This is a genomic window from Paenibacillus apii, from assembly GCF_011043685.1.
GTDB lineage: Bacteria > Bacillota > Bacilli > Paenibacillales > Paenibacillaceae > Paenibacillus_AQ > Paenibacillus_AQ sabinae.
In genome coordinates, this window is sequence record NZ_JAAKGU010000002.1 from 49,690 (window position 1) to 66,812 (window position 17,123).

Sequence of the window (17,123 nt, forward strand, 5' to 3'; positions counted from 1 at the left end):
GCTGAAAGGGAGAGTTTCATGAAGGGTTTAAAGTTAATACGCGGGCTGAAGGAGCTTAAGGGAAAAGCTCCCGCATCCGTAGCCGGAGGGAGAGCCGATGCCGGGGAAGGCATGGTGAACGCTCGGGTAATACAAAATTCGCGTCGGCGTCGGCGCCTCACCTGGCTTACGGCAACTGCCGGAGTTGCGCTGCTGACCGTTTCGATCATCGGGGCGCACAAGCAATATGTGGAAGCAAATACGGATGTCTATTACCGCGTACTGCTGCACGGCAAGGAAATCGGGACGCTATCGGATAAGAACCGGCTTAATACGTTGTTTGAGGAGAAGAGGCAAGCGTATCAGGAGAAATACCCGGATGAGGTAATGGTTCTACAGACGGACGGCATTACTACGAAGGCGGCCCGCAGCTATAAGCCGGTTATTGATAACGAAGGAACGATAGACAAGCTGGACGGCTTGCTTAAGGCCTATGCGGTTGGCGTTCAGCTGGTCGTAGACGGAAAGGCCGTCGGCATCGTGAAAGACCAGGAAACGGCCAGTGCCGTGCTCCAGGGAGTAAAAGCCCACTACATATCGGGGGAGAAGAAAGCCTCCGGTGCTCCGCAGCTGAAACAGACGGCCGCGTTATCGGGTTCGGCTTCATCCGGGGATAAGGTTGAGTCGGCGGATATACGCGAGCCGCTGTCGATTTTGCCGGTAAAGGCCGATCCGAACAAGGTCATGGACGCAGAGGAAGCAATCAAGGCACTGACCGAGGGCGTGGAGGCGCCGCTCCTTTATACGGTTCAGGAAGGTGACACGGTTTCGAACATTGCTAGCCGTTATGGAATCACGCAGAAGGAGATCTTCCGGAACAACCCGGATGTGAAGGAACTGACGCTGCAGATCGGGGATGAGCTTAAGCTGACCGTTCCGCAGCCGCCGATTACCGTTGTAACGAAGGAGAAGGCGACGGAGCGGATCGTGACGGAACCCCAAGTCATTGTGCGTACGAGCGAGCTGCTGCCCAAGGGCAAGACGAAGGTCGTTCGCCCCGGGCAGACCGGGCTCAAGGAAATGCAGTACCGGCTGACGAAGGAGAACGGCGAAGTTGTCAGAGAGGAATGGCTGGGACAGACCGTTCTCAGGGCCTCGCTGCCTGAAGTTGTATACCGCGGAACCAAGGTCGCTCACCAAGCTTCCGGCTCATTCGCCTGGCCGGTAACCGGCGCTGTCATTTCCAGTACCTTCGGCGAACGCTGGGGCCGGCTTCATAAAGGGGTGGACCTTGTTTCCGGCAACCGGACGATCAAGGCGGCGGATGCCGGGACGGTAAGCTTTGCCGGTGTACAGCAAGGTTACGGCAATGTCGTCATCGTTAACCATGGTAACGGATATGAGACCTATTACGGCCACTTGAGTAAAATTTCCGTATCGGTTGGCCAGAAGGTGGAGCAGGACTCCCAGCTCGGTATCATGGGCAACACCGGCCGCTCCACGGGCACACATCTTCATTTTGAAATCCGCAAAAGCGGCACGGCCATGAACCCGATGAAATATCTGCAATAGCACAGCCTGAATACAGCCGCCCGGGAGTTCCCGGACGGCTTCATTATTGTGGGGAGCGGGCACCGTCTTCGCTCTTGCAAGGCGGGTCTGCATACTTCGTAGGATGTGACGTGCGGACAGGTATGGTAAAATGAATAGGAAACTTACCAGTAAGATAAAAGGGTGAAATGGTGGATTATGGGGATGGGAACGATTTTGGTAGTCGATGACGAACAGCCAATTGCCGATATATTAAAGTTTAATTTGGAAAAAGAAGGGTATGAGGTCATCTGCGCTTTTGACGGCATCAGCGCCGTTGATCTGGCCTTGTCCAAACGGCCCGACCTCATGCTGCTTGATCTCATGCTGCCCGGCAAGGACGGCATGGATGTCTGCCGCGAGGTGCGGTCCGCCCATCTCGATCTGCCAATCATCATGCTGACCGCCAAAGACGGGGAGATCGACAAAGTGCTGGGCCTTGAGCTTGGGGCGGACGATTATGTCACCAAGCCGTTCAGCACGCGCGAGCTGCTTGCCCGGGTCAAGGCGCAAATGCGGCGCCAGCACAAGTCTGCCCCTGCCGAGACGCCGAGCGGACCGGATGAGGGCAAACAGGGCATTCACCATTTTGATTTGTTTATAGATACCGATATGTACACTGTCTACAAGGGCGGGGAGCCGCTCGATCTGACGCACCGCGAATACGAACTGCTTTATTACATGGTCCGGAACGCCGGCAAGGTGATGACGAGAGAGCATCTGCTGCAGGCGGTATGGGGATTTGAGTATTTCGGAGACGTGCGGACGGTTGATGTGACGATTCGGCGGCTGAGAGAGAAAATCGAGGAGAACCCGAGCAAGCCGGAGTATATCTTTACGCGGCGCGGGCTCGGATATTTGATGCACAGTCCCAAAAACGGAGGATTGTGATGAAGGTCATGTCCTTTTTCCGGACAATTCAGGCTAAGCTGATCATTATTTACGTGCTGCTGATTCTGATTGCGATGCAGCTGATCGGCGTATATTTTGTAAGCTCAATGAAGAATTCGCTGACCGACAACTTCACGAAGGATTTGAAGGCCCGGGCGGAAATGCTGTCGATTCTGACGGCCGACAAATTCAGCAGCGAAGCCGGAGGAGCAAGCGAGCAGTCCTCGGTCGACAGCCTGCGCGGCATGGTCAACAATCTGTACATCAGCGGCGCGGAAATTCAGGTGCTTGATGCGAGCGGCAAAATCATTACGACCTCGGTGCCGTCGCAGAGCGACTATGTCGGGCGGCGTAATACACAGACGGTGGTCAGCCGCGCGCTGCAGGGCATCAGCGACAACGAGGAATACATTATCGGCGACGACAATGTGCGGAAAAAGGTCGTGGCCAAGCCGGTATGGTCGGGAGGCAAGGTGGTAGGGGCCATCTACATCGCCGCCGACATGAAGGATTTGTACGCGACGATGGGCCGGATCAACAGCGTGTTCATCTCCGGCCTTTTGCTGGCGCTCACCTTGACGGCCGTGCTCGGCGTTATCCTCGCCCACACGATCACGCAGCCGATCAAAGAGATGACCCGGCATGCCAAGGAGGTCGCCGAAGGAAGCTTCGACCGGAAAATGCCGATATTCGGCAATGATGAGATCGGGCAGCTCAGCAAGGCGTTCAACTATATGACCGGCAGGCTGAGGGATGCACTTGCCCAGAACGAGGAAGAGAAGGAGAAGCTGGCCTCTATTCTGACCAATATGAGCGACGGCGTGGTGGCGGCGGACGAAACCGGCCGCGTCATTCTGATGAACCGCCGGGCGTCTATCATGCTGGGAGCGGAAGAGCCGCTCCCCCGGGGGCTTGAGCTGGTCCGGCTGCTCGGTCTCGAAGGCGACCAGACGCTTGCCCTGTCCGGCGGCACCGCGCAGTCGACGATGCTTCGGCTGCAATCTGCCGAAGGGGAGGAACCGAACATCGTGCGGGTGACGTTCACGCCGATCCACCGCCGCGAGGGCGGAATCGCCGGAACGATCGCGGTGCTGCAGGATGTCACCGAGCAGGAGAATCTGGAGGCGTCACGCCGCGAGTTTGTGGCGAATGTGTCGCATGAGCTGCGGACGCCGCTCACGACCATCAAGAGCTATGCGGAAGCGCTGGGTGACGGTGCACTGGAAGACCCGCAGCTTGCAGGGCGCTTTGTCGGCGTCATCCGCAGCGAGACAGAGCGGATGATCCGCCTTGTCACCGATCTCTTGCACCTGTCGCGGCTCGATTCCAGGGAAGCGCAGCTGCGCTATCAGGAGACGGACATTTCCGAGATGCTGGAGGATGTGGCCGACCGCTTCTCTTTCCAAATCCGGCAGAAGCGGATCTCCATCAGCATCGTCATCCGCCGGGGCATCTCAACGGCCTGGCTTGACCGGGATCAGATCGACCAGGTGCTCGGCAACCTGGTGTCCAATGCTCTGAAATATACACAAGAGGGCGGAAGCATCGGACTGGAGGCGGGACGCAATCCCGAAGGCATGCTGGAAATATCCGTTCGCGACTCCGGAATCGGCATTCCGAAGAAAGATATCGAACGGATTTTCGAGCGTTTCTACCGGGTGGATAAGGCGCGTTCGCGGAATATGGGCGGAACCGGACTCGGACTGTCCATTGCCCGGGAAATTGTTAAAGCGCACGGGGGCACCATCTCCCTGCAGTCCGAGCTGAACAAAGGCTCTAAGGTCACCTTTACGCTGCCTCTGGAGAAGCAAAGGAGGGATCAGGCGTGAAGGAAAGAATCAAATCATGGATTCTGGCGCTGCTCGTCGTGAGCAGCCTGGTGGAGAGTTATTATTTGATCTACCGTCTGCCGGGCAGCGATTCCGCGGTCTTCTCCGAGAATCTCTATGTCAAGACAGACAACATGGGGCCGGAGGAAAAAGTCGAAAATCTGCTGTTCCCCGACAAGATGATTATACATCTCGGAAACAACAAGCATACGCTGTTCTACCCGAGCTCGACGTTCTATAACCTCATTCTGAACCGGCTGAAGGGGCGCAGCTTCGAAAGCTTTCAGCGCCGCTCCGTCCAGGATTTCGACTGGGCCAAGATCCGCAGCGAGAATCCCGGCATCGAGCTATCGTTCGGTTCGGGTATTCCCGTAACGCTGCTGCAGCGGGTGATGCAGCTCTCTCCGGATTCCCTGTTCTCGGGGGAAAGCATCGACCGGGTCTGGATTTACAGCGCCAAGAGTGATTCGAAGGCGCATGCCGTTTTCTTCAGCACAAGGGGAGATATCGTGTATGAGGCGGCCAAAGCCGATCTTACCGTGCAGGACGTGCAGCAGCATGTCGATTTCGGAAAGTCGTGGACGCCATACACTACGTTAACCGGCGATTATTACATTCCGGAGAACAACCTGTCTCTGGTAGCGTCGGAGATGCCTTCCGGGCTGTATACGGTAGAGCAGATGCAGAGCAGCTTGTTCTTCGATGCGGGCAGCACGCGCTACATCCGGGAAAAAGACGGCTCCGAAATCTATACGGACAGCAAGCGCAGCCTGCAGGTCGATCAAGAGCGGAACTGGATGAGCTACAGCGACCCTACGGCACTTCCGGCGGGCGAGAGCACCGATGCCAAGGATGTGCTGGAGGCCGTCGATTTTGTCAATCAGCATGGAGGTTGGAACGGTACTTACCGGCTGGAGGCGGCCAGGGAGAACGATCAGGATCGGCTCGTTTCGTTCCAGCAGTATTACGGTTCTTACCCCTACGGCTCTTACCCGGTTCTCGATCAGCCGCAGCTGCATTACGGAATCATCTATTTGCAACTGCAGCAGGGAACGGTTACGGCCTATGAGCGGTCCTTAATGTACAGCAAGGAAGATCAGAGTACCAAAAGAATTGTAGACCTCCCCGGCGGGGACGCCCTGCGAAAACGGCTGGCCGAGGTTGGCAAATCTTCGCCGCTCCGTGATTTGTACCCGGTCTATAAGCCGGTGGTCAAAGGAGACAAGCTGGAGCTGGTTCCCGTCTGGAAGGTCGTGTACCGGGACGGCAGCACGCTTACGCTGAAATAATCAAGGAGAAGAGGAGGAGAGTCATGGACTGGGGAAGAGCGAAAAATGTGCTGATCTATTCATTTCTGCTGCTGAATCTGCTGCTGTGCTACCAGCTCTGGGTTGACCTGCGGGAGCAGGTCAGCGCCAATCTTGACTTCACCTCTCTCTCCGATTCGACCCAGCAGATCATGGAGCAGAAGGATATTCGCATTCTGTGCCCCATTCCGGCGGCTACGCCTGAGCTCCCCGACTTGACCTACCGTTATTCGGCCGTGGAAGGCGGCGGAGCCGTCAAGCTTGACCGGCCGGTCGACAGCAAGCTGATCTTCTCCTTCACCGAGCTGAGCGGAGAGCTGAAGTCTCAAATTCCGGACATCGGGAGCTACCGGTTCGACCCTTTGGAAAGCGAGGTCGGCAGGTTCGTGCTGCATCCGCTGGTCGACGGCAAATGGCCGCTGTTCAGCGTCAGACTGGAGCTCATCTACGACAATCAGAAAATTGTCGCTTACCGCCGGCCGCAAATCGATCTGGGGGAAGGCGGAAAGGGCGAAGCGCAGAAGGTGCTACCGGCTTCCAAGGCGCTGGGGAGCCTGATCGAGAAGTTTTTCCCGCAGGGCGCGGCGGTGAAGGAAATTGAACTCGGCTATTACGGGGAATTGTTCAATTCCGAGAGCCAGGTGGCGGCGCCGATGTGGCGGTTCATGCTTGAGGACGGCAAATCGTATTACGTCAACGGCATCAGCGCCGATATTATCAGTCCCAAGACATCAGAGTGAGAAATTGGATTACGACAAAAGGAGCAGGAGCTATGGGGATTTCATTTACGGTGCTGTCCAGCGGTTCGACCGGCAACGCCACGATTGTACGGGGAGGCGGGACGACGCTGATGATCGATGCCGGCCTGAGCGCGCGGCGGGTCGAAGAGCTGCTGACCATGCGCGAGTTAAGGGGAGAGGAGATTGCCGGGATTCTCGTCACGCATGAGCATTCCGATCATATCAAGGGCCTCGGCGCGGTTGCGCGCAAGTATAGCCTGCCGATCTACGCCAATAGCGGCACATGGAGCGCAATGGAGAAGTCGATCGGGAATATCGAAGAGCATAACCGCATCATTCTGGAGACGGGACAATTCAAGGATTTTGGAGACCTGCGGGTCGAATCGTTTGCCATTTCCCACGACGCCGCCGAGCCGGTCGGCTATAACTTCTATGAAGGCAAGGACAAGCTTAGTGTGGCGACGGACCTCGGCTATGTCAGCGATAAGGTCAAGGCGGCGATTTCGGATGCCGATGTACTGGTGCTGGAGGCCAACCATGATATCGAGATGCTGCGGATGGGGCGTTATCCGTGGAATACGAAACGGCGGATCCTCGGCGACATGGGCCATTTGTCCAACGATGCGGCGGGCGCGGCTCTAAGCGAGATTCTGACGGGACGCACCAAGCGGACCTACCTGGCCCATTTAAGCCGGGATCATAACATGATCGACCTTGCGCGAATGTCGGTTCGGGGGGCGATGGAAGACAGAGGCTGCTTCTACAAAGACAGCGAGTTCCGGCTCTGCGACACGTATTACGATCAGCCTACGCCATGGGATACGGTGAGCGAATCATAAGATGGTCAAGCTCCGACATTTTGCGTTCCAGCTCCTTGCGTGTAATCAGCCCTTTTTCAATCAAAAGTTCCACGGCCGCGCTGAGAGCAAGCGTCATATGATAGTGTTCGTCTTTTAAATCGCCCAGCTTGCCGATGAACTGCACTAAATCCATATGGGAAGAAAATGAATCCATAGCCATGCCTCCTGCACTGTTTTTGTTTTTATTTTGGTAAACACGCGCTGCCGCTCGGGCTGTGCTACAATAGAGGAGTACAGCAGTCCGATTGCGCGCGGCCAACCGTCAGTATTACTAGCATTATAGTCGGACAGGCTGCGAAGTATTCCGCCGTTAGGAGATTTAGTCTGTTTTGAGCGCGAAAAAAGGCCTTTTTTACCGTGAATGAGCGCATAGCCGAAACCTTTCTGGGCATGACGCAGTCTATAACATGAGGAATTGGGCTGCAGGGCAGGGTGCCCCACGCTTTAAGGCGCGAGTTAATGAGGGGAGAGGATGACAAGTTGGGACTGTTTGACGATGATTTCTATTCAACGAAAGTATCCAGACGGAGAGAACGAAAAGTCTCAAAGCAGCGGTCTGTTCCACGCGGCTGGTCGGCCCGAAGCAGACGGCTGAGACTGTCCACACTGCAAATTTCCGCGCTTTGCTCCTTGTTCAGCGCGGTCGTTGCGGTCCTGCTGTTCAGTCTGGTTACGGGCCAATTATCCCATCAACAAGGAGCCCAGCCCGCCTTCATTCAAAATGTCACGCCAAGCAGCGGAGATCCTTACGACCGGATTATCAAGGCGGCGGCTGCCGTCCGTCCGGCGGTGGTCAGCATCATTAATCATAAAGAAGAGAGCGCGAAGAATACGCTGGACGAATCGGCGCTTGGTTCAGGCGTTATTTATAAGAAAAACGACGACAAGGCGTTTATCATCACCAACAACCATGTCATCTCCGGAGCGAGCAAGCTTGAGATTGTTACCGTAGACGGCGAAACCCGCAAGGCGGAGCTTGTGGGGGCGGACAAGGTCAGCGATCTAGCCGTCCTTTCCATCGATGCGGCGGGGATCAACACCATTGCGAAGCTGGGAGACTCCTCGAAGCTTCAGCTTGGGGAAACGGTGATCGCGATCGGCAACCCGCTCGGTCTTGGCGATACGCTTACTTCGGGCATCGTGAGCTATACGAACCGCACGATCCCGGTATCCCTTAACCAGGACGGCGTTTATGACTGGGAGCAGGAGGTTATCCAGACCGATGCCGCCATCAATGAAGGCAACAGCGGCGGAGCGCTCGTCGACTTGAACGGCCGGGTAATCGGCATCAACACGATGAAGATTTCCGATACCGGCGTAGAAGGCCTCGGGTTCGCCATTCCGGCCAACCATGTCATCAAGATTGCGGAGGAACTGGTCCTGAAAGGGAAAATCGCCCGCTCTTACCTGGGAGTATACTCGATGGATCTGAACAACCCTTACGTTCCGCTTGCCGAAGACCAGCGCAAGGCGCTCAAGCTGCCGAGCAGCGTCAAGGAAGGCGTCGTCGTTCTCGATGTCGTCGGGCCGGCCAAGGAAGCGGGACTCAAGCTGAATGATGTTATTACGAAATTTAATGGCCAGACTATCGATTCCACGCTGAGCCTGCGCAAATATTTGTACAATGAGACCCGGGTGGGCGACCCGCTCGCAATCACCTTCTACCGTGGCGGGGTAGAGAAGGAAGTTACGATTACGCTTGAAGAGAAACCGGGAGAATAAATTCCGAATTTGCAGGATATAATACTAAAGAACCGAGATAAGGCTGGCTGTGCTGGATTGGGGAGCTAGCCTTATATCGGAAAAAAATGGGTTTGCTACCGGTTGTTAGCTTGCCTTTGATGTCTTGTTGTGGTACTATGATAAAAGTCATAATTTAATTTGAACCCTGGAATTTCCACATTGAAAAGGGTTGTCAGGTTGGAAGAGCAGCCTTTTTCAATGTGTGAATTTTTTCTTTGCTCAAAGATAAAAGGAAACATGTTAATTTCAATTTTTGGAGGCATACAACATGCAAACAGGTACAGTTAAATGGTTTAACGCAGAGAAAGGCTTTGGCTTCATCGAAGTTGAAGGCGGAAACGACGTATTCGTACACTTCAGCGCAATCGTCGGCGAAGGCTTCAAATCGCTGGACGAAGGCCAACGCGTTGAATTCAACGTTGTTCAAGGCAACCGCGGACCGCAAGCCGAGAACGTTGTAAAACTGTAAATCAACCCAAGTACCGTCCCCGCTTGACAATAGTTGGGACGGTCTTTTTTTAAATCATAAACCAACCTTGCACCTAAAGAATGGAGGGAACGGCAATGAACTACCGGAAGAAACCGCTGGAAGAAGTCCCGGAAGAGAATACGGCCGTGTGGTCCTGCACGAATGATGACTGCAATGGGTGGATGAGAGATAATTTTACGTTTGAGGATGCGCCTGCCTGCCCGCTGTGCCATGCGCCGATGGAGCAGGGAATGCGAATGCTTCCGCAATTGATTAATTCAAGCAGCGATCCGAAATCGTTGAAAAAGAACATTTCCATTTCTTGATAGTGAAAGAAAGAAACAGATTTTCAAACGATAAGCTTTAAAGACGGATAACCGTCTTTTTTTTTGCTTTTGTCGAAAAATTTGTGATCAATGTCACAAATTTATTGATTTTTGTGTTGGAAAAGTGGAATTAAATGTGACATAAATCACACTTCACATCTTAAAATTTTGACAAAATAAAAAGCAATCAAACGGGGGGAAGGAAGGGAAAACATGGATACACTTATGCTGTCGCGCATGCAGTTTGCGTCGACAACGATTTTTCACTTTTTCTTTGTGCCGGTGACGATCGGATTGTCGTTCATCATCGCGATTATGGAGACGATGTACGTACGCAGCGGCAACGAAGAGTACAAGCGAATGGCTAAATTTTGGGGCAAGCTCTTCCTGGTTAACTTTGCGATCGGAGTTGTGACCGGAATTTTGCAGGAATTCCAGTTCGGTATGAACTGGTCGGATTACTCGCGCTTTGTCGGGGACGTATTCGGAGCTCCGCTTGCGGTTGAAGCCTTACTCGCGTTTTTCCTGGAATCGACGTTTATTGGAATTTGGATTTTCGGCTGGGAGAAGGTTTCGAAGAAGGTCCATCTGCTGTCTATCTGGTTTGTTGCGATCGGCACCACGCTATCGGCTTTCTGGATTCTGGCAGCGAACTCCTTCATGCAGCATCCTGTAGGGTTCACCATCAACAACGGCCGCGCGGAGATGAATGATTTTCTGTCGCTCATCACCAACGGTCAAGTTCTGGTTGAATTTCCGCATACCGTACTCGGCGCTTTTGCCACCGGATCCTTTCTGATTATCGGTGTCAGCGCGATTAAGCTGCTCAGAAAGCAGAACGTTTCGTTCTTTCAAAAATCTTTTAAAATCGCGGCGATCGTCGGCATCATTTCCTCGATCGGCGTTGCCTTTGCCGGCCACTGGCAGGCGCAATATCTGGTTGAGACCCAGCCGATGAAGATGGCCGCTTCCGAAGGCCTGTGGGGCAAGAGCGGCGACCCGGCGCCGTGGACGGTAATCGCCAATATCGATCCTGATAAAATGGAAAGCACGCATGAGCTGAAGGTTCCGTATTTGCTGAGCTTCCTCTCCTACAGTACATTCTCCGGTGAAGTCAAAGGGATGAAAGAGCTGCAGGCTGAGTATGAGCAAAAATACGGTCCGGGCAATTACATACCGCCTGTACGTACGACCTTCTGGAGCTTCCGGATTATGATTGCCGCCGGTATGGCGATGATTTTTATAACACTATGGGCTGTATATCTGATGTGGCGCAAGAAGCTGGATCAGCCTAACACCGGGTTCCTGCGCATCTGCTTATCCGGACTGCTGCTGCCTCCGATCGCCAATACGGCAGGCTGGGTCATGACGGAATTCGGGCGTCAGCCTTGGACCGTTTTCGGACTGATGACCACCGAGCAGAGCGTCTCGCCCAATATTACGGCAGGACAAGTCTTGTTCTCGCTCATTACCTTTAACGCTATCTATGGGGTTCTGTTGATCGTGCTGATCTATCTGTTCGTCAAAGTAATCAAAAAAGGCCCGTACGCCATCGACGAAGATTCGCATTCGACCGACCCTTATAACAAAAAGGAGGGACACCATGCTCTCACTTAATGAACTTTGGTTTGTGCTGATTGCGGTTCTCTTCGTCGGGTTCTTCTTCCTGGAAGGCTTCGACTTCGGTGTGGGGATGCAGTCCCAGCTGCTCCCGAAGGACGAACGGCAGCGCCGGGTGATGATCAACTCCATCGGCCCTTTCTGGGACGCGAATGAGGTATGGCTTATTACCGGGGCGGGGGCGATGTTCGCCGCTTTCCCCGAGTGGTATGCAACGCTGTTCAGCGGATTCTATGTACCGTTCGTGTTCGCTCTGTTCGGTCTGATTCTCCGCGGGGTGGCCTTTGAATACAGAGGCAAAGCGCAATCTGGGGGCTGGCGGACCACCTGGGATCTGTCGATCCTGATCGGCAGCTTCCTGCCGCCTTTCCTGCTGGCCATTGTGTTTGCGAGCTTCATCAAAGGTCTGCCGATTGACGGCGACATGCAGATGCACGCGGCCTTTTTCGGGGACATTGTGAATGTCTATACCGTGCTGGCGGGAGTTGCGGTCGTCCTGCTGTGCAATATCCACGGCTTGCTGTTCACGGCGCTTCGGACCTTCGGCGAGCTTCAGGAACGGGCGCGCAAACGGTCGCGAGCTCTGCTGCTGCCGACGGGTATAGTGCTGCTGGCTTTTGTCATCATGACTTACTTCCAGACGGATATTTTCAAAGTGCGCGGGGTGCTGCTGTGGGCTATTGCGGTGCTGGGGCTGGTCGCTTTTCTGCTCGCGGGTTATTTCAGCAAGCACAAGCGCGACGGCTGGGCATTCGGCATGACGGGCGCGGTGCTGGGCCTTTCGGTTATCGCCGTATTCGTGGGCCTGTTCCCGCGGGTAATGGTCAGCTCGCTCGGCGAAGCTTACAACCTGACGATTACGAACGCCGCATCCGGCCAATATTCGCTTAAAGTGATGACGATCGTGGCGGTGACCATGCTGCCGTTCGTGCTGGGCTATCAGGTCTGGAGCTATTTCATCTTCCATAAAAGGCTTAGCGATAAGGAGACTCTCGAATATTAATGGATAGAAATTTGCTTGGGTATAAAGGAGTTAGGCCGGTCTTTCTGGCGGTGGGATTCCTTACCCTGGTGCAAAGCTTGTCCATCTTGCTGATGGCGGGGTCGCTGGCCGAAGTCGTCTCCGCGCTGTTCGCGGGGAATCCGCTGAAGGAACAATGGGGCACTGCGCTGTTGTTCCTTCTTGCGTTTCTGGCGAGGCATGCCTGCGGCCTGCTGATGAGCAGTGTTTCGTACCGGTTCGCGGAGAAGACGGGCAGCGCCATGCGGCGCAAGATGATGGACAGGCTGTTTCGGCTGGGGCCGAGAATGGCCGGGGATCAAGGAACAGGAACGCTGGTAACGCTTGTCCTTGAAGGGGTTACCAAGTTCCGCACCTATCTGGAGCTGATTATTCCGCGGATGGTCGGCATGGCGGTAACGCCTGCGCTGCTCCTTGTCTTTGTGTATACACAGGACCGCATAAGCGGGATTATTCTAACGGTGACGATGCCGATCCTTATCGTGTTCATGATTCTGATTGGCATGACGGCACGGGGGCAGATGGACCGGCAGCTGGAGTCGTACCGGACGCTGTCCAATCATTTTGTCGATTCACTGCGGGGGCTGGAAACGCTGAAGTTTCTCGGACGCAGCAAGGATCACAGCGAGGCGATTGCCGAGGTCAGCGACCGCTACCGATCGGCAACGATGCGTACTCTCCGGGTCGCATTCCTGTCCTCGTTTGCGCTCGATTTCTTCACGATGCTGTCCGTCGCTTCCGTGGCAGTAAGTCTCGGTGTGCGACTGGTGAACGGAGAAATGACGCTGGTGACGGGGCTGATGATCCTCATTCTCGCGCCGGAATATTTCCTGCCGGTACGGCTCGTCGGCGCCGACTTCCATGCTACGCTCGACGGCAAGGAGGCTGGGGAAGCGATGAAGAGCATTATCGACCGTGAGACGGTCAAGGCGGTAGTGCTGAAGCGTGGGGAGTCATCGCGGATGAATGCTCAGGAAGCAGGAGGGGAGGGGCGGCAGGAAGAACGTTCTGAGGATGAGGGCAAAGTGCGTGCTTTGTCGGCTGTGGCAGGTAAACCGGATACGCATCCGTCCGTCGGCGGGGAGAAGACTGAAACCTCTGGTAAGGGCGTATTGGCTGTGCTGGAGTCCGTATTTGCCTGGGCTGGCACCAGCAACCTGTCTCTTGAAGGGATCGGCGTCCGGCACGAAGAGGGAGGTCCTTCCTCGCTGGAGGAAATTACCGTGCAGTTCCCCAGTAACGGCAAAATCGGCATCATCGGGGAGAGCGGCGCCGGCAAGTCGACGCTGATCGATGTGCTTGCCGGGTTTTTGCATCCGAGCCGGGGACATATAAAAATTAACGATTATGACGTAAGCGCGCTGACGGACGACGCCTGGCGGCGCCAGACGTCGTATATTCCGCAGCGGCCGTACATTTTTAGCGGAACATTGGCGGATAATGTCCGGTTCTATCATCCGGAGGCTTCGCCGGAAGCCGTTGCCGGGGCGGTCGCAGCAGCCGGTCTCTCTCCGCTTGCCGCTTCGCTCCCTGACGGACTGGACGAAATGATTGGCGGCGGCGGACGCGCTTTAAGCGGGGGGCAGGAGCAGCGGGTCGCGCTGGCGCGGGCGCTGCTGAGTAGACGTCCGATTATGCTGCTGGACGAACCGACGGCGCATCTGGACATCGAAACGGAATATGAGCTGAAGGAGACGATGCTGCCGCTGTTTGAGGACAAGCTTGTCTTCCTGGCTACGCACCGTCTGCACTGGATGGCGGATATGGACCTTATTCTGGTCATGAAGCAGGGCAGGGTTGCCGAAATGGGCACCCATCAGGAGCTTCTTGAACGCAAAGGCACCTATTACGAGCTTATAGAAGCGCAACTGGAGGGGATTCTTTGAGACGGGAAGGCTGGTTTGCCCCCTATGTATCGTCCTATTTCTGGCGTTTCCTGGCGATTGTCCTGCTGGGAGCACTGACGATATTTTCCGCTTCATCCCTGATGTATACGTCCGGCTTTCTGATTTCCAAAGCGTCTATTCCGCCGGAGAACATCCTCATGATCTATGTCCCGATTGTCGGCGTGCGCGCATTCGGCACAAGCCGGGCGGTCATTCATTATGTGGAGCGGCTGGTCGGGCATGATACGATTCTGCGGATATTGTCCCAAATGCGTCAGCGGCTGTACCGCATTCTGGAGCCGCAGGCGTTGTTCCTGTCCTCGCGCTTCCGCACGGGCGATATCCTCGGGATGCTGGCTGACGACATTGAATATTTGCAAAATGTATACCTGCGCACCGTATTTCCCGCCGTCATTTCCCTGATTATCTACGCGGTGGCGGTTATTGCCATCGGCACGTTCGATGTGCGCTTCGCGGTGCTGGTCGGCCTGTACATTCTGGTGCTGGTCGCAGTCCTGCCGCTTATTTCGCTGCTGCTAACGCAAAAGCGTCAGCGCGAAGTCAAGCAGGCCCGCAATCGGCTGTACCAGAAGCTGACCGATGCTGTGCTCGGCATGAGCGACTGGATGATCAGCGGTCGGCAGGGCCAGTTCGTTGAAACGTACGAGGCGGATGAGCGGGCGGTCGCCCGTACAGACGCGGCACTGCGGCGCTGGGCACGAATCCGCATGTTCCTGGGCCAGTCGGTGGTCGGCCTTGGCGTGGTGTCCATGATCTGGTGGGCCGGCGACGAGTTTGCGCAGGGAGCGATTCCCGGCACATTGATTGCCGCATTCGCGCTGGTGGTCTTTCCGGTTGCGGATGCGTTCCTGCCGGTATCGGAGGCTATCGAGAAAATCCCGCAGTACCGCAACTCGCTGGAACGGCTCGCGGGTGTGGAGGAAAGGCCGCGGGAGTTGGCGGAGGGCGGCGAAAAGGCGGGTAGCACGTCATATGAGGGAGACTCAGAGCTGTCTAAGGCTGGTGGCGCAGACGGCGGACAACCGGGCAGTGCTAATTTGGAGCAGTCTGGTGCTGACCGTGCAGCTGGGAGCGACTCCGGCCGCGCTGGTTCAGACCTGTCTGCAGCCGGTGGCCAAGAAGGTCATTCGGCGCATATTTCGCTGCGCGATGCAGGTTACAGCTACGGCGAAGCCGGGGAATGGTCGGTTCGCGATTTGACGCTGGACATTCCTCAAGGCAAGAAAGTCGCCATCATCGGCCGCAGCGGCGCAGGCAAATCGACCCTGCTGAAGATGATCCAGGGAGCGCTTGCTCCCACCTCAGGGTCAGTAACGATTAACGGACATGCCGCAGCTTCTTATGGAGACCGGATTCCATCCATTATCTCCGTGCTGAATCAGCGTCCGCATCTGTTCGACACGACGGTAGCGAACAATATCCGACTTGGCGACCCGGAGGCTTCAGAGGAGCAAATCGCGCAGGCGGGCGTTTTAGCGAAGCTGGGCGACCTGATCGCCTCGCTGCCTGCAGGCTACGACACGCGGGTACGCGAAGCGGGACTGCGCTTCTCCGGCGGGGAACGCCAGCGGATCGCGCTCGCGCGCATCCTGCTGCAGAACACGCCGGTCGTCCTGCTCGACGAGCCGACTGTAGGTCTCGATCCGCGCACGGAGCTGGAGCTGCTGTCGACGATTTTTGCCGCAATGGAGGGCAAGACGCTGATCTGGGTGACCCATCATCTTGTCGGCGCGGAGCGGATGGACGAAGTGATTTTTATGGAGAATGGCAGAGTCGAAATGCGCGGCACCCACGCCGAGCTAATGGCTTCCGAGCCCCGCTACCGCAGATTGTATGAGCTGGACCGGCCGGGGTATGCGGCGCAGCGCGCCACTTCGGCGAATTAAGACAACCGCAGCATTTTGGCAGAGCAAGGCTAATCATAGACCCGTAAAGGCAAGGCTGCGTCAGGCGGCCGCTTTTGCGGGTTATTTGGATTTCTTTTTTGGCGGAATTGTGGTAGAACAGTAAGAGGAGTATTACGCTTTAAGAGCAAAGGGAAAGGGATGCTTGCATTACATGTATGTTGTCTGTAAAGAACATCTGGAGCTGGCCATTGATATGTTTGTCGACGAATACGAGGACGCGCCCGACGTCGTGGATCTGAAAGATACGGAATTCTCGGACTGGGACCCGCCGGCCAAATGTGCGGAATGCAAGAAGAATGCGGAATATCTGGTCGTGTAAATAGAAATGGGAGAGAAAAAGACGGCTTCCCGCCGTCTTTTTCCATTGATAGCATATTAGCGGATGGGACAATCAGCAGAGGGGGATACACGCATGAATTTGAGCATGAATTGGATTACACTCCGGGTGCGCGATCTCGAGGCGTCCATGAACTTCTATCACGGGATTCTCAAACTGCCGGTTCAGCGCAGATTCGAGAGCAGAGGCAGGCAGATCGCCATGCTGGGGACGGATGGGCAGCCGAAGGTTGAACTGATTCAGGGAAGTGAGCCGGTGTTGAAGACGGAATGCGGCGTGTCCATTGGTTTTGAAGTGGAATCCCTGGATGAGGCGATGGAATATTTGAAGAACCTGGGCATTCCGGTTGCCCGCGGGCCGGTCGCGCCCAATCCCCGCCTGCGATTCTTTTATATCCTGGACCCGGACGGCTTTGAGGTGCAGCTGGCGGAGCATAGCGATTAGGGTCAGCCCTTAGCCTACAAAAAAGAGAAATGTACAACCCGCCTGGCCTCCCTTAAAATGGAGGATGGTGCAAGTCATATCCGGCGGGCGTGACCGACCCGGACTACTGCGTGCTGTAATTTACGGTGGAGAATGGGCGGTACTGCAGCCTTT

16 protein-coding genes are annotated in these 17,123 nt (G+C 55.4%); 15 read left to right on the plus strand and 1 reads right to left on the minus strand.

What is annotated here, in order from left to right; genetic code table 11:
* Positions 1 to 18: 18 nt before the first annotated feature.
* From G5B47_RS06100 to G5B47_RS06125, 6 genes are all read left to right on the plus strand, one after another.
* On the plus strand, positions 19 to 1,551 hold the full coding sequence (locus G5B47_RS06100; RefSeq protein WP_165095669.1) for a M23 family metallopeptidase: 1,533 nt from the start codon (positions 19 to 21) through the stop codon (positions 1,549 to 1,551).
* 177 nt (positions 1,552 to 1,728) lie between these two features.
* On the plus strand, positions 1,729 to 2,460 hold the full coding sequence (gene yycF / locus G5B47_RS06105) for a response regulator YycF (RefSeq protein WP_025337129.1): 732 nt from the start codon (positions 1,729 to 1,731) through the stop codon (positions 2,458 to 2,460).
* Positions 2,460 to 4,289, plus strand: a complete 1,830-nt coding sequence (gene walK / locus G5B47_RS06110; RefSeq protein WP_165095672.1) for a cell wall metabolism sensor histidine kinase WalK — start codon at positions 2,460 to 2,462, stop codon at positions 4,287 to 4,289. Before yycF ends, walK begins: the two co-directional genes overlap by 1 nt.
* Positions 4,286 to 5,578, plus strand: a complete 1,293-nt coding sequence (locus G5B47_RS06115) for a YycH family regulatory protein (protein ID WP_165095675.1) — start codon at positions 4,286 to 4,288, stop codon at positions 5,576 to 5,578. The genes walK and G5B47_RS06115 overlap by 4 nt, the downstream gene beginning before the upstream one ends.
* A gap of 23 nt (positions 5,579 to 5,601) precedes the next feature.
* Positions 5,602 to 6,336: a two-component system regulatory protein YycI gene (yycI, locus tag G5B47_RS06120; RefSeq protein WP_025337126.1), complete on the plus strand. Its 735-nt coding sequence runs from the start codon at positions 5,602 to 5,604 to the stop codon at positions 6,334 to 6,336.
* A gap of 32 nt (positions 6,337 to 6,368) precedes the next feature.
* Positions 6,369 to 7,175, plus strand: coding sequence for an MBL fold metallo-hydrolase (locus tag G5B47_RS06125; protein ID WP_165095678.1), 807 nt, complete (start codon positions 6,369 to 6,371; stop codon positions 7,173 to 7,175).
* On the opposite strand, the gene G5B47_RS06130 is transcribed toward G5B47_RS06125, so the two are convergent.
* Complete coding sequence (locus G5B47_RS06130; protein WP_165095681.1) at positions 7,144 to 7,350, minus strand: hypothetical protein; 207 nt, start codon at positions 7,348 to 7,350, stop codon at positions 7,144 to 7,146. The two genes, G5B47_RS06125 and G5B47_RS06130, sit on opposite strands and share 32 nt — an antisense overlap.
* 326 nt (positions 7,351 to 7,676) lie before the next feature.
* On the opposite strand from G5B47_RS06130, the gene G5B47_RS06135 reads away from it, so the two are divergent.
* The 9 genes from G5B47_RS06135 to G5B47_RS06175 all read left to right on the plus strand — a co-directional run bounded on the left by G5B47_RS06135 (position 7,677) and on the right by G5B47_RS06175 (position 16,970).
* Positions 7,677 to 8,918 carry a S1C family serine protease gene (locus tag G5B47_RS06135; RefSeq protein ID WP_165095684.1) on the plus strand — a complete coding sequence of 414 codons (1,242 nt, stop codon included), beginning with the start codon at positions 7,677 to 7,679 and terminating at the stop codon, positions 8,916 to 8,918.
* Between the two features lie 289 nt (positions 8,919 to 9,207).
* Positions 9,208 to 9,408 carry a cold-shock protein gene (locus G5B47_RS06140; protein ID WP_025337122.1) on the plus strand — a complete coding sequence of 67 codons (201 nt, stop codon included), beginning with the start codon at positions 9,208 to 9,210 and terminating at the stop codon, positions 9,406 to 9,408.
* Positions 9,409 to 9,503: 95 nt separating this feature from the next.
* The gene (locus G5B47_RS06145; protein ID WP_025337121.1) at positions 9,504 to 9,734 is read left to right on the plus strand and encodes a cold-shock protein; all 231 of its coding nucleotides are present in this window, start codon (positions 9,504 to 9,506) and stop codon (positions 9,732 to 9,734) included.
* Positions 9,735 to 9,947: 213 nt separating this feature from the next.
* Entirely contained in the window at positions 9,948 to 11,351 is a 1,404-nt protein-coding gene (locus G5B47_RS06150) for a cytochrome ubiquinol oxidase subunit I (RefSeq protein ID WP_165095687.1), read from the plus strand.
* On the plus strand, positions 11,338 to 12,357 hold the full coding sequence (gene cydB, locus G5B47_RS06155; protein ID WP_165095689.1) for a cytochrome d ubiquinol oxidase subunit II: 1,020 nt from the start codon (positions 11,338 to 11,340) through the stop codon (positions 12,355 to 12,357). Before G5B47_RS06150 ends, cydB begins: the two co-directional genes overlap by 14 nt.
* Positions 12,357 to 14,261: a thiol reductant ABC exporter subunit CydD gene (gene cydD, locus G5B47_RS06160; protein ID WP_165095692.1), complete on the plus strand. Its 1,905-nt coding sequence runs from the start codon at positions 12,357 to 12,359 to the stop codon at positions 14,259 to 14,261. Before cydB ends, cydD begins: the two co-directional genes overlap by 1 nt.
* Complete coding sequence (locus G5B47_RS06165) at positions 14,258 to 16,168, plus strand: amino acid ABC transporter ATP-binding/permease protein (protein ID WP_165095695.1); 1,911 nt, start codon at positions 14,258 to 14,260, stop codon at positions 16,166 to 16,168. The genes cydD and G5B47_RS06165 overlap by 4 nt, the downstream gene beginning before the upstream one ends.
* Before the next feature lie 172 nt (positions 16,169 to 16,340).
* Positions 16,341 to 16,508 (plus strand): CxxH/CxxC protein, encoded by a 168-nt coding sequence (locus G5B47_RS06170; RefSeq protein WP_165095698.1) that lies wholly within the window; start codon positions 16,341 to 16,343, stop codon positions 16,506 to 16,508.
* Between the two features lie 93 nt (positions 16,509 to 16,601).
* Positions 16,602 to 16,970: a VOC family protein gene (locus G5B47_RS06175; RefSeq protein WP_165095701.1), complete on the plus strand. Its 369-nt coding sequence runs from the start codon at positions 16,602 to 16,604 to the stop codon at positions 16,968 to 16,970.
* The last annotated feature ends 153 nt before the right edge of the window (positions 16,971 to 17,123 follow it).

Bases quoted from the DNA above. Each gene is read 5' to 3' on its own strand.
- G5B47_RS06100 (WP_165095669.1), top strand. From the start codon at position 19: ATGAAGGGTTTAAAGTTAATACGCGGGCTGAAGGAGCTTAAGGGAAAA.
- yycF (WP_025337129.1), top strand. From the start codon at position 1,729: ATGGGGATGGGAACGATTTTGGTAGTCGATGACGAACAGCCAATTGCC.
- walK (WP_165095672.1), top strand. From the start codon at position 2,460: ATGAAGGTCATGTCCTTTTTCCGGACAATTCAGGCTAAGCTGATCATT.
- yycI (WP_025337126.1), top strand. From the start codon at position 5,602: ATGGACTGGGGAAGAGCGAAAAATGTGCTGATCTATTCATTTCTGCTG.
- G5B47_RS06125 (WP_165095678.1), top strand. From the start codon at position 6,369: ATGGGGATTTCATTTACGGTGCTGTCCAGCGGTTCGACCGGCAACGCC.
- G5B47_RS06130 (WP_165095681.1), bottom strand. From the start codon at position 7,350: ATGGATTCATTTTCTTCCCATATGGATTTAGTGCAGTTCATCGGCAAG.
- G5B47_RS06140 (WP_025337122.1), top strand. From the start codon at position 9,208: ATGCAAACAGGTACAGTTAAATGGTTTAACGCAGAGAAAGGCTTTGGC.
- G5B47_RS06145 (WP_025337121.1), top strand. From the start codon at position 9,504: ATGAACTACCGGAAGAAACCGCTGGAAGAAGTCCCGGAAGAGAATACG.
- G5B47_RS06150 (WP_165095687.1), top strand. From the start codon at position 9,948: ATGGATACACTTATGCTGTCGCGCATGCAGTTTGCGTCGACAACGATT.
- cydB (WP_165095689.1), top strand. From the start codon at position 11,338: ATGCTCTCACTTAATGAACTTTGGTTTGTGCTGATTGCGGTTCTCTTC.
- cydD (WP_165095692.1), top strand. From the start codon at position 12,357: ATGGATAGAAATTTGCTTGGGTATAAAGGAGTTAGGCCGGTCTTTCTG.
- G5B47_RS06170 (WP_165095698.1), top strand. From the start codon at position 16,341: ATGTATGTTGTCTGTAAAGAACATCTGGAGCTGGCCATTGATATGTTT.
- G5B47_RS06175 (WP_165095701.1), top strand. From the start codon at position 16,602: ATGAATTTGAGCATGAATTGGATTACACTCCGGGTGCGCGATCTCGAG.